This window comes from Streptomyces sp. NPDC005141 (assembly GCF_053599975.1).
The window spans coordinates 1-12,041 of record NZ_JBSFYW010000072.1; the positions used below are offsets into that span (position 1 = coordinate 1).

Annotated in this window: 8 protein-coding genes and 1 pseudogene; 5 read left to right on the forward strand and 4 right to left on the reverse strand. The window is 70.6% G+C overall.

Going from position 1 to position 12,041, the window contains the following annotated elements:
• Positions 1–91: 91 nt before the first annotated feature.
• Together ACWD68_RS35890 and ACWD68_RS35895 are read right to left on the reverse strand one after the other, a co-directional pair.
• Positions 92–1,174 (reverse strand): hypothetical protein, encoded by a 1,083-nt coding sequence (locus ACWD68_RS35890; RefSeq protein ID WP_451810650.1) that lies wholly within the window; start codon positions 1,172–1,174, stop codon positions 92–94.
• Positions 1,175–1,268: 94 nt separating this feature from the next.
• On the reverse strand, positions 1,269–2,531 hold the full coding sequence (locus tag ACWD68_RS35895) for an FUSC family protein (protein WP_451810651.1): 1,263 nt from the start codon (positions 2,529–2,531) through the stop codon (positions 1,269–1,271).
• Between the two features lie 120 nt (positions 2,532–2,651).
• Here ACWD68_RS35895 and ACWD68_RS35900 point away from each other — a divergent pair, with 120 nt between their 5' ends.
• Positions 2,652–3,248 carry a TIGR03086 family metal-binding protein gene (locus ACWD68_RS35900; protein WP_451810652.1) on the forward strand — a complete coding sequence of 199 codons (597 nt, stop codon included), beginning with the start codon at positions 2,652–2,654 and terminating at the stop codon, positions 3,246–3,248.
• A gap of 74 nt (positions 3,249–3,322) precedes the next feature.
• Here the strand turns inward: ACWD68_RS35900 and ACWD68_RS35905 are convergent, their stop codons facing one another.
• The gene (locus ACWD68_RS35905; protein ID WP_451810653.1) at positions 3,323–3,817 is read right to left on the reverse strand and encodes an FBP domain-containing protein; all 495 of its coding nucleotides are present in this window, start codon (positions 3,815–3,817) and stop codon (positions 3,323–3,325) included.
• 86 nt (positions 3,818–3,903) lie between these two features.
• On the opposite strand from ACWD68_RS35905, the gene ACWD68_RS35910 reads away from it, so the two are divergent.
• The 4 genes and pseudogenes from ACWD68_RS35910 to ACWD68_RS35925 all read left to right on the forward strand — a co-directional run bounded on the left by ACWD68_RS35910 (position 3,904) and on the right by ACWD68_RS35925 (position 10,573).
• Complete coding sequence (locus tag ACWD68_RS35910; protein ID WP_451810654.1) at positions 3,904–4,815, forward strand: DUF3626 domain-containing protein; 912 nt, start codon at positions 3,904–3,906, stop codon at positions 4,813–4,815.
• Positions 4,816–4,904: 89 nt separating this feature from the next.
• Positions 4,905–5,914 (forward strand): annotated as a pseudogene (locus tag ACWD68_RS35915) (phosphotransferase family protein).
• Positions 5,915–6,053: 139 nt separating this feature from the next.
• Positions 6,054–6,404, forward strand: a complete 351-nt coding sequence (locus ACWD68_RS35920) for a CU044_2847 family protein (RefSeq protein ID WP_451810655.1) — start codon at positions 6,054–6,056, stop codon at positions 6,402–6,404.
• Between the two features lie 5 nt (positions 6,405–6,409).
• Positions 6,410–10,573 (forward strand): nSTAND1 domain-containing NTPase, encoded by a 4,164-nt coding sequence (locus tag ACWD68_RS35925; RefSeq protein WP_451810656.1) that lies wholly within the window; start codon positions 6,410–6,412, stop codon positions 10,571–10,573.
• A gap of 107 nt (positions 10,574–10,680) precedes the next feature.
• Here the strand turns inward: ACWD68_RS35925 and ACWD68_RS35930 are convergent, their stop codons facing one another.
• The gene (locus ACWD68_RS35930; protein WP_451810657.1) at positions 10,681–12,039 is read right to left on the reverse strand and encodes a GH1 family beta-glucosidase; all 1,359 of its coding nucleotides are present in this window, start codon (positions 12,037–12,039) and stop codon (positions 10,681–10,683) included.
• Between the last annotated feature and the right edge of the window lie 2 nt (positions 12,040–12,041).

The window sequence follows — 12,041 nt, forward strand, 5'->3', positions numbered from 1 at the left end:
CCACGGACTCCCGACCGGAAACCGCGCCGCGTAGCGGCACGGCAACCGGTAGAGAAGGCCAGAATCCTCGCCCTTCAGGGCGAGGAGCATGTCAACAGTCGCCGTCCCCGACCGGCTTGCCCGGCGCGTCGCCGAGCGGCTTCACCTGGTGGGGTGAGGGGGCCTGCCAGGGCTCGTGGTCGTCGCCCAGCCAGTCGCCGACCGGCTGCACCGAACCCAGCGCGTCCGTGGGGGCCAGATCGGCGGCGTCCTGGTCGTAGTAGTCGAACCAGGGGAGTCCCGCGCGGGTGTACGCCGCACGGTCCACCGGGGACGGCGGCGGCGCCTCGCCGGTGATGCGGCGCCACTCCGGAGGCGTCACGAGATGGACGAACACGCGTACGGCAGGCTCCTCGGCCCAGGCCTCGATCGGCCGGTCGTCCCGGTAGACCTCCTGGCGCATCGAGCCGCCGACGCCGAGACCCATCGCCGGAGCGCTCCGCGGACGGGCCGGGGCGGCTCCCCCCGCGGCCGGCGCGGTTCCCGGTGCGGGCGGCGCGGAACCGGGCGCGGCCATCATCGGCATGGCGCCGCCGTACCCGCCGATCGACGGAGGCATCGGAGGCATCCGCAGGCGCTCCTCCGCCCTGCGGCGCTCCGCCTCGCGCCACGCCGCCAGCTCCCCGGCGTCGAGCGGGAACGACTGGAGCTGGACACCGCCCCAGACCTCCTCGCCGGTGACCTGGCCTTCCACCGTCGCTCCCAGACCCATCGGCACGGCCACGAACTGGCGGACCGTCCCCTTGCCGGAGTTGATGCCGTCGAGCCAGGGCTGGCGCGGGAGTGCGAGATAGTTCTGCGGATCACGGCTGAGCTTGGAGCTCCACGGTTTGCCGGAGACGGCGCACACCTTGCCGACGCCGACCTGCAACGCGGCCGGCTCCGTCGTCCCGGCGAAACTCAGCCACATGGCCTCGCGCAGATACACCGGAAGCATCACACCACCACGGGCCCGCCACTCGGCGGGCACCCGGTCCCCGTAGTCCTCGACCCGCCGGACGGGGAACTCGCCGAGCCCCGGCGGCAACGCGTGCGTGCCCGTCTCGGGCAGACGCAGGGTCCGGACGAACCGCACCTGCACCCCGCCCGGCAGCCGCAGCGTGTTCCCGTCGATCCGCACGGTGTCCTTGGTCATCCGCCCGCCTCCTCGTCGTATCGCCCGCTCGCCTCGGCGCCGTCGTGCGGCTCACCGCTCCCCGACGCCGTGCCGCTTCTTCGCACGGAACCCGTCACTTAGAACGACGGGAAGCGGCCGAGCGGTTCCGTTTCCGGCGCAGTGGGCGCGGGAGGCGCAGCCGGCGCCGCAGACGCGTGAGGTGCGGTCGGCGCTCGCGCTCCTCGGCGGCGCAGCGGTCCAGTTCCTCGAGGAGCTTGCGGGTCCGGTGCTCGGTGTCGAGCTCGTCGATGATGCGGTTGACCTCGGTCAGGACGGAGCCGTGCAGCTGCCACTGACTCGCGTCGCGCTGCACCTCGTCGAGGAAGAGCTGGGCCAGTTTGTCGCGGGTGGCGGCGGCCGTGGTGAGTTCCGCGCTGAGCCGCGCTTCGGCGGACGCGGCACTCTGGGAGACATCGGTGGTCACCAGTACCGCGAAGCTGACGATCGCGTCGGCGACCTCGGACAGCAGTTCCTCCAGCACGGCTCCCGCCTGGGCTTCGAACAGCGGATGGGGTTCCCGCTCCTTGGCGAGGTCGGTGAGGCTGCGCGCGAGGACCCGCAGGACCACGGTGCAGATCTCGAGAGTGTCCAGGCCGGTGCGCAGCACGACCCGGTGCAGCAGCCCCTCGCGCACGCGCGGGTTGAGCCTCAGGCTGTCCTCGGCCTGCCGCAGGGCCGCGTCCACCCCGGCGATGTCATGGTCGAGCCGGCGTGCCTCGTGCAGCCGCTCGGCCGCCACCCGGAAGGGTGTGCGCCCGGCGGCCTCCTCGCCGATCCGGAGCATCAACTGGCGCACCCGGCGTGCCAGATCCTCGATGGACTCACCGGCCACGCCCACCCACACGGGTGGCGCGAGCACGAGGTTGCAGGCGAGGCCGACGACCGCTCCGATCAGTGTCTCCAGGACGCGGGCCCAGGCGGTGTCGCCCACCCTGGTCACGCCGAGGACCAGCATGGCGCTGATCGCCACCTCGGGCACGAACTCGCTGACCCGGACCAGATGTCCCACGGCCAGTGACGCCAGGATGATCAGACCAAGGCTCCACCAGGTCAGACCCACTAGGCTGCTGAAGCCGATGGCGATGACGACGCCGACCACCACGGAGTTCACCCGTCTGATGGCGGTGGTGATCGTGGAGTACAGGGTGACCTGGACGACCAGGAGCGCGGTCAGGGGCGCGGTCAGCGGCGCGGGCTCGGGACTGAGATGCAGGGCCACCACGTACGCGAGCGTCGCGGCGGCCGTCGAACGAAGTGTCTGGACGACCACGGGCTCCCGGCGTCGCTCCACGATCTTCACGACGGATGTCGTCCACTCACCACGTGCCTCTTGCATCCTTGGGGCCTTCCCGTTTCCCACCGGTACCGAACGTCCTCATTGCGGACCGTATCTGTCCGCAAGGGGCCCTAGATTGATGGCATCAGCTCGGTCGGACAGGCATCAGGAGGAATCAGGATGAGCGACCTCGAAGGCATCGAACTGCTGACGCGGGCGCACGCACGGCTGCGGGAGGTGGTCGCGGGTGTGCCGGAGGGCGCGTGGGGAGCGCCGACGCCGTGCAGCGAGTGGACGGTGCGGCAGGTGCTCAACCACGCGCGGCTCGATCAGCAGGCGTACGGCGCGGCGATCACCGGCAGCGGATGGCCCGACGGGGACCCCTTCCACCCCGTGGACGGCCTGGAGGCCGATGCGGCGGCGGCGCTCGACAAGGTCCTCGCCGACGTCGCCGACGTCTACAGGGGGCTGTCCCCCGACGCCGAGGAGGTGGCGACGCCGCTCGGACCGCTGCCGTTCCCGGTGGCCGCCGCCGCGGGTGCCATGGACGCGGCCGTGCACGCCTGGGACATCGCCGTCGCGACGGGGCAGGAATCCCCGCTCGACGACGACCTCGCCGCGGGGATCGGCCTCGCGGCGGACCGGCTGGCCGATCACCTCCGGAACTCGTTCGGCGTGTTCGCCGCCGCGCGCGAGGTGCCGGAGGGCGCCGGCCGGGCCGGGGCGCTGCTCGCCTTCCTGGGCCGTGACCCGCACTGGACACCTGCCGGTTCCTGACGCGTCCGGGGAGGTCCCCGGCAGGCGGGGACGATCCGTCGGGCGCCCCGGGGGAGTGAGCCGGTGCGGCGGGATCAGTTGTGCAGCTTCGCCAGGAAGGCCGACAGGTTGCCGACCGTCCTGGCGATCTGCTGCTCCGTCGTGAGGGTCTCTTCGAAGCGGCTGCCCGACTCCAGGGTCTTCTTCCCGCGTACGTAGAGGGAACAGGCGAGGTCGGCGCAGATGTAGACACCCACCGAATTGCCCTCGCGGCCCGGCGCGCCCGCCTTGCGGGCCGTCATCAGCGAGACCCCGCTGCCCGGGTGCGTCGTCAGGCACAGCGAGCACATGCTGCGGTGCAGGAGCCCGCGCCGGGAGGAGGGCAGGCGCAGGCCGACACCGACGAGGCCCCCTTCCCGCTCGGTGACGAGGTAGCTGCGATCGGGCGCGCCGGGATCTCGCCAGCCGAGGAAGTCCAGGTCACCCCAAGGGAGTTCGTCGAGATGGCGAGGCGTCGCGAGCCGTTTGGCCTCTCCTCGGGAGCAGTTGACGAACGAGTCGCGGATGTCCCGCTCGGTGAGTGATCTCATGGGGGGAGTCCTCCTGGGTGCCGGCGGTCAAAACCTAGGAGTCCTAGGTTTTGACCGAAGATACCTAGCTCAATGAGGGGGAGCCAATGGATTTCGCGGAGGGAGGCCGCAGGACACGGGACCGGTGGACGCCGCAGGAGCTGGCCTTGCGCCATGTCGCGGCCCGGTCCTCCGGCCCCGCGCTGGATCCCACGGTGCGGCTGACCCTGAACTTCCATCCGGACCGGCTCGTGCGCGGGGTCCCGATCCTGGAGGCACTGGCCCGGGACGGCGTGTACCGCTCGCAGTTCGTCACGGGCACCAGCAACGGCGGCCTGACCGCGCACCCCGGCGGCGACCGGTGGCGCTGGGAGAGCCGGATCTTCGGCGGGGCCTACGACATCGCGCCCGCCGACGAGCGCCCGGTCTACGGAGGGCTCGACTTCCGTCGCCAACTCGTCGGCGCGGCACCCCGGTTCGGCTCCTCGCACTTCCGGCTGACCGGCGAGACACTGCGCCGCGCCACCTTCTGCTACCCCGACAGCGCCGCCGAACCGTCCGCCTTCGGCGTCGCCGCCGGGATGTCCCTCATCGAGACCGCCGAGGCGGACGACCGGGACGCCCTCGACGACTACATCGAGGCGCAGGTGCACGGACGGGTCGTGCCCGCCCGGGACGTGGAGGCACTGGTCCTCGACGCGTCCTTCCGGGGCACACCCGTCGAGGCCGCGGCACGTCACCTGCCCTGCCCGATCGCCTGGCACCCCGGATACCGGCTCGGCGTCGAGGAACTCCGCCTGCACCCCGCTTTCCGCGGCTCCGAATACGTCGAGCTCGGCACCCGCATCGCCGAGAACGGCGTTCTCGACCCGCGCATCATCGGGGACGCCGCCCGCACCGGCCGCCACGACCTCCAGGACCTGAAGAAGGTCTGGCACTGCCTCGCCCGCTTCGGCGCTCCTCGGGGCGCCGGTACGGCGGAGGGCGACACCCAGGGCGTCAGGGTGCCCAGCGTGTAGGCGAGGGCGGCCGGTTGGCCAAGGGGCCCGTGCCCAGGCGCTCGGTCGGGGCGGTGGATACGACACTCCCCACCTGGCAGAGTGGGCCCATGGGCGAGGCGACCGATGGAGCCGGTGCGCACGGCTGGGAGCGGGCACGGCGGGCTCTTGACGGGGTGGGACTGCCGCCCGGGAGCCTCGCCGGTCGCCGGACTTTGTCCGGCGGCACGTACAACGCGGTCGAGGAGCTCCTGCTCGTCGACGGCACCCGTTACGTGCTGAAGGTGCCTCCGCCCGACACCGCCCCCGCTCTGGCGTACGAGCGGCAACTCCTCGTCTCCGAGGCGGAGTTCTACCGTCGGGCGGCCACCGTCGGCGTACCGGCGCCCCGGGTGGTCGGAGATCGTCGCGACGGTCATCTGCTCATGACGCACTGTCCGGGTGATCCCTGGGAGATCTGTCCGTCAGTGAACGCGGGCCACTGCAGCGGGAGTTGGGGCGCATGGTGGCCCGCTTGCACGAGGTGACCGGCCCGGGCTTCGGCTACCCGTCCGGCGCACTCGGGCCGCTCGCCCCCGACTGGCGGACCGCCTTCGCCGGGATGTACGACGCCGTCCTGGACGACGCCCGCCACTACCGTGCCTGGCTGCCCTTCCCCGTCGACGAGGTGGCCCGCGTGGCGCGGACCGCCCATGACGCGCTGGACGAGGTCACCGTCCCCCGCCTCGTCCACTTCGACCTGTGGCGAGGGAACATTCTGGTCGAGCGTGCCGAGGCGGGCCCTCGGATCGGCGGTCTGATCGACGGCGAGCGCATGCTCTGGGGCGATCCGCTCGCCGACTTCGTCTCTCTGGCCCTGCTCGGCGACATCCGGCGGGACGCGGACTTCCTGGCGGGCTATCAGGAGGCGGGCGGAACAGTCGGGTTCGACGGACCCGCCCGTCAACGCCTGGCCCTCTACCGCAGCTACCTCTACCTGATCATGCTCGTCGAGACGGTGCCCCGAGCGTCCGGCGACGAACGGGTCGCCTGGGTGCGCGAGGCGGTGGGCCCGCAGCTGACGGCCGCCCTCGCGGAACTGGGGCCGAACGGACGTGACACCGCCGACGGCGGTGTCTGAACCAGTCGGCAGCAGCCCTGGGGGCATCGAGACGTCTGCCGCCTCATACGTGTGGCTCACTCCCGCGTGCGGCATATGTCAGAGTCAAGAATGCTGGTGAAGTCGTTGGAGAGCCGGTAAGAGAGGCGGACGAGGCACAGTGACACCTCTGACTCGGATTCCGCTGGACGGCGGAGGCTTCATTCTGGTCGAGCAACCGGCCGCCGCGTGGGACGGGCCGGTGAAGGCTGGCCGCGTCGGCGATGTCGTACGCGAGTTGCCGGTGACGCTGCAGGGGGCGTTGGAGCCGATCACAGAGGCCGCCCGCGCCACTCTCGAACAGCTGCGCAAAGCCCGTCCCGACGCGATCACGGTCGAATTCGGCGTCGACCTCGCGGCCGAGGCCGGGGCTGTCATCACCAAGAGCCAGGCCAGTTGCCACCTGAACGTGACCGTGTCCTGGAAGAGCGACGGATCGCGGCACCCGGACTCGGCCGAGAGTACGGGCTGATCCGGGTGACCAGCGAGGAAGAGAAGCCGGGTGACGGCAGCGCATCGGATCTGGCCGCGGCCGTGGCCCAGATCGTCGGGCCGGACGGGGCCGTGGCCGGGACGGGGTTCCTGGTGGCCGATGGGGTCGTGGTCACGTGTGCGCATGTCGTCGAAGCGGCCGGGGGCGGGCCCGGGGAGGAGATCCTGCTGTCCTTTCCTCATGTGCGGGGTGCGGACCGGGTGGAGGGACGTGTCCCGGGCGAGCTGTGGCGTTCCGTCGAGGAAGAGGACGTGGCATTCATCCGGCTGAGCGGCACAGCGGCGGGTATGCGGACGATGCCGTTGGGCTCCGCGGAAGGATGCCGGGGCCACCAGGTCCGCTCCTTCGGATTTCCCGCCCAGGCCCCGGCGGAGGGACACTTCGGCTTCGGCGTGACCGGCGATCTGCTGCCGGGCGCGGACGGCAGATGTGCACATCTCCAGCTGACCGCCGCCAACGACCTCACCACCGGCTTCAGTGGCGGACCTGTTCTCGATGAGACGACCGGCCTGGTCATCGGCATGCTCACCGAGATCACCGCACCCGACATGTACGAACGGGGGCAGGGCATCGCCTACGTCACGCCGACGCAGGTCCTGCGGGAGATCCTGCCGGATCTGGCCGAGCGTGAGGTCTGCCCTTACCGAGGGCTGGAGCCGTTCACCGCGGAACACGCGCGGTGGTTCGAGGGCCGCCAGGACGCGGTGCAGCAGGTCCTGACGAACCTGGCACAGCAACGGCGGCTGACGCTGCTGCTCGGGCCGTCGGGGTCGGGTAAGTCGTCGTTGATCCAGGCCGGTGTGCTGCGGGCGCTGGCGGCGGGGGAGTTGCCGGGCAGTGACCGCTGGCTGCCTGTCCTCACCCGGCCGAGGCAGGACATGCTCGCCGAGATCGAACGGGCAGGGCTGCCGGGTGCGAAGGGTGACGGGATCGTTGCGGCGGTCAACCAGAGGCTTGTGGCCGACCCCGGTCATCAGCGTGTCCTGCTGGTGATCGACCAGTTCGAGGAGCTCCTGGTCCAGACGGCCAACGGTCGGCTGCGGGACTTCCTGTCCGTCATCGATGAGGTCACCACAGCCGCCGACGCGTACACCAAGGTCACCGTGATCCTGATCATGCGTGACGACTTCTACCCTCAACTGGCATCCCTGGCGCCAAGGTTGCTCGAAGCCGCGATGCCGGGACTCCTCAATGTACCGGGCACGCTGAGCCAGCAGGACCTGCACGACATCATCACTCTGCCCGCCCGGGACGTCGGGCTCCGCTTCCAATCAGGGTTGCCCGAGCGGATCATCGGCGACGTCCTGGAGATCACACCCGAAGCGGCCATCACCTGCCAGGCACCGGTCACCGTGCTGCCCCTGCTGGAGATGGCGCTCAGCCAGCTGTGGCTCCGGCGGCAGGACGGGTACCTCACGCACGAGGCGTACCGTCGCATCGGAGCGGTCAGCGGCAGCGTGACCACGTGGTGCGACAGCGTCCTGAGCGAACTGTCCCCAGAACAGCGGACCATCGCCCAGCGGGCGCTGACGTCCCTGGTGCACCCCGCAGATCCGGGTCACAACATCACGGCCGTCCGCACGCAGGTCCCCCTCGACGAGCTGCGCGAGCTGGCAGCGGACCCCGGCGACCCTCCCGACGCTGAGAAGGCGGCCGTCAACGACGTCATCGCCGCCCTCGCGCGCCATCGGATCATCACCACCCAGGCGCTTCACGCCTCGCATGACCCCGGCGCTCCTTCCGGGGCACCGGTGGCCGAGCTGATCCACGAGGCGCTCATCCGCGACTGGGGCGCACTGCGTGAGTGGGTCAACCAGGATCACCGCTTCCAGGAGTGGCTCGACCACACCCGCGAGCGACAGGCCCACTGGGCCACGGCGAAGGACCCGGGGGATCTGCTGGGCGGGACAGCGCTCGCGGAGGGCCTCGAATGGTCACGGCGACGTCGGCTACCGGCCGAGATCTCGGCGTATCTCAACGCCAGCAGGCAGCGCCAGCGGACCGCGATCCGCCGCAGCAGGCAGCTCAACGGGATCCTCGGCGGTCTCCTGGTCCTCGCCCTCCTGGCCGCGGGAGGCGCTTTCTGGCAGTGGCGAACGGTGATCGCCACACGGCAGACGGCACTGTCGCGACAACTCGCCGGCCAGTCCGACGGACTCTTCGCCACGAACCCGGAACTGGCCGCGCTGCTGGCCGTTCAGGCGTACCGCACCAGTCATACGTCCGAGGCCTTGGAGAGCCTGCGAAGCGCCGCGGCCCTGCCGGTGCACCGCCGCCTGTCCGGCCATACCGACGAGGTGTACGCGGTGGCGTTCAGTCGTGACGGCCACACTCTGGCCACAGGCGGTGCCGATCAGACGGTTCGTCTGTGGGATCCGGTCACCGGCAAGTCCCGCGCCACATTAAAAGACCACACAGGCCAGGTGACATCAGTGGCGTTTAGCCCCGACGGTCACACCCTTGCCACGGGCAGCGCCGACGGGACAGTGCGTCTGCGGGACCCGGTCTCCGGCAGGACCCGCACCACACTCGAAGGACGCCAGGCCGAGGGGGTGTACGCGGTGGCGTTCAGCCACGATGGTCACACCCTTGCCACAGGCTGTGCCGACGGGAAAGTTCGTCTGTGGGACCCGGTCTCCGGCAGGACCCGCACCACACTCGAAGGGCACAAGGCCGAGGTGTACTCGGTGGCGTTCAGCCCCGACGGGCGCACGCTGGCCACGGGCGGTGCCGACCGGACGGTTCGTCTGTGGGATCCGGCCACCGGCAAGTCCCGTGCCACACTCAAAGACCACACAGAACCGGTGACGTCAGTGCTGTTCAGCCCCGACGGCCACACCCTCGCCACCGCCGACGCCTACGACGCCCGCCTGCGAGACGCTGTCACCGGCAAGAGCCGCGACACACTTCTAGGCGCAGCGCTCGTGATGAGCTTCAGTCCGGACAGCAAAACCTTCGCCACAGCCAGCGAACACACCGTACAGCTGTGGGACGCAGCCACCAGCTCGCCTCGAGCCACCCTCGATGGGCACGCCAACGAGGTTCTCGCGCTGGCCTTCAGCAAGGACGGACGTACCCTCGCCACCGCCGGCCGGGACAAGACGGCACGTCTGTGGGACGTCACCACCGACAAGAAGCACACCATGTTCAAAGGACACACCAACGTGGTGTACGAGGTGGCGTTCAGCCCTGACGGGCGCACCCTCGCCACCGCCAGCGCCGATAAAACCGCCCGGCTTTGGGATGTGGCCACCGGCAAGTCCCGCCGCACGCTCAGAGGACACACCGGCGAGGTGTACGCGGTGGCGTTCAGCCCCGACAGTCGCACCCTCGCCACCACCAGCGTCGACTCCACCGTACGGCTCTGGGATGTAGCAACGGGCAAGTCTCGCCGCACATTTAAGGGACACAAGGGCACGGTGTACGAGGTGGCGTTCAGCCCTGACGGCCGTACCCTCGCCACCGCCAGCGCCGATAAAACCGCCCGGCTTTGGGATGTGGCCACCGGCAAGCTCCGCCGCACGCTCACAGGACACACCGGCGAGGTGAATGCGGTGGCGTTCAGTCCCAACGGCCGCACTCTCGCCACCGTTAGCGACGACTCCACCGTACGGCTCTGGGACGCGGCCACCGGAAAGCCCCGCAGAACACTCAAGGGACACAATGCCGGGGTGAGCGCGGTGACGTTCAGTCCCGACAGCCATACCCTTGCCACTGCCAGCGATGACGAGACCGTACGGCTGTGGGACGCAGCCACGGGTGACGTGCGTATCTCTCTGACCGCGCACGTCGGATGGGCGAGCGCGGTGGCGTTCAGTCCCGACGGCCACACCCTCGCCACTGCCGACACCGACAGCAGCGGCGCGTACAGCGAGACAGTACGGCTGTGGGACGGGGCCACCGGCAAAGTCCGCACCAGCTTCGAAGTCGAGGGGATCTATTCGCTGGCATTCAGCCCTGGCGGCCGCACCCTCGCCACCGCCGACGGGATCAATGCGACAGCCCAGCTGTGGGACGTCGACACCTCCCTCAAGCCCGCCCAGGCGATCAAGCAGATCTGCCACACCTTCGGCCGTGACCTCACTCCGGAAGAACGTGTGACCTACCTCCATGACAAGTCAGCGGGACACGTGTGCCCATCCGACTGACGGCGGGCCGTCCCAGGCCAGCCGTCACGCCCGTCCGGCGCCAGCCGCACTCCGCCTCCGGCGGCCCGGCCGGGCGTTCTCCGCCGGCCGGCCCGCCGCCGATCGGCTCAGGCCGCCTTGCTCGCGCCCCCGCGATGCTCCCGGACGATCTCCGCGTACCGCTGCCCGCTGCCCTTCACCGTCCGCTTCTGCGTCTTGTAGTCCACGTGCACAAGACCGAACCGCTTGTCGTAGCCGTACGCCCACTCGAAGTTGTCCAGCAGCGACCACGCGAAGTAGCCGGCCAGCGGGACACCCTTGCGGGCCGCCGACGCGCAGGCCGCCAGGTGCTGTTCGAGATACGCGGTGCGCTCCGGGTCGTCGACGGTGCCGTCGGGGCGTACGACGTCGGGGTAGGCGGAGCCGTTCTCGGTGACGTACAGCTTGCGGGCGCCGTAGTCGTGCGTCAGGCGGAGCAGCAGGCTCTCGATACCGGCGGCCTCGACCTCCCAGTCCATGCCGGTGCGGGGCACGCCGGGCCGGCGGACCGTGCGCGCGCGGGGGGCCGGACCGGTGGGGTCGTCGGCGACGCTGGACGGGAAGTAGTAGTTGAGCCCCAGCCAGTCCAGCGGCTCGGCCATCGTCTCCAGGTCCCCGGCGACCTCGGGGAGTTCGACGCCGTACACCTCGACCATGTCGGCGGGGAAGCCCCGGCCGTGCACCGGGTCGAGCCACCAGCGGTTGGTGTGCCCGTCCAGGCGCTTCGCCGCGGCGACGTCCTCGGGACGGTCGGTGGCCGACTCGATGCTGGACAGGTTGTTGACGATGCCGATCTGGGCGCCCGGCGCGGCGGCGCGGATCGCCTGCGTGGCGAGTCCGTGGCCGAGCAGGAGATGGTACGAGGCGCGGACCGCCGCCGTGAGGTCGGTGAGGCCCGGGGCCATCCGCCCCTCCAGATGGCCGATCCAGGCCGAGCACAGCGGCTCGTTGAGGGTGGTCCAGTGCTGGACGCGGTCGCCGAGCCGCTCCGCGACGACCGAGGCGTAGGCGGCGAGGTGGTGCGCCGTGTCACGGGCCGGCCAGCCGCCCCGGTCCTGGAGCGTCTGCGGCAGGTCCCAGTGGTAGAGGGTGACCGAGGGCGTGATGCCCGCCTCCAGCAGCCCGTCGATCAACGCGTCGTAGTAGTCGAGCCCCTTGGCGTTGACCGGGCCGTCGCCGCCCGGCATCACCCGGGGCCAGGCGATGGACAACCGGTAGGCGTTGGTGCCGAGTTGGCGCATGAGACCGATGTCCTCGCGCCAGCGGTGGTAATGATCGCAGGCGGCGTCCCCGTCGTCGCCGTTGTCGATCTTGCCGGGGGTGTGCGAGAACGTGTCCCAGATGGAGGGGGAGCGGCCGTCCTCGGCGACGGCTCCCTCGATCTGGTACGCCGACGTGGCCGTGCCCCACAGGAAGTCCTCGGGGAGGGCGGCAAGGTCGATGGTCACTG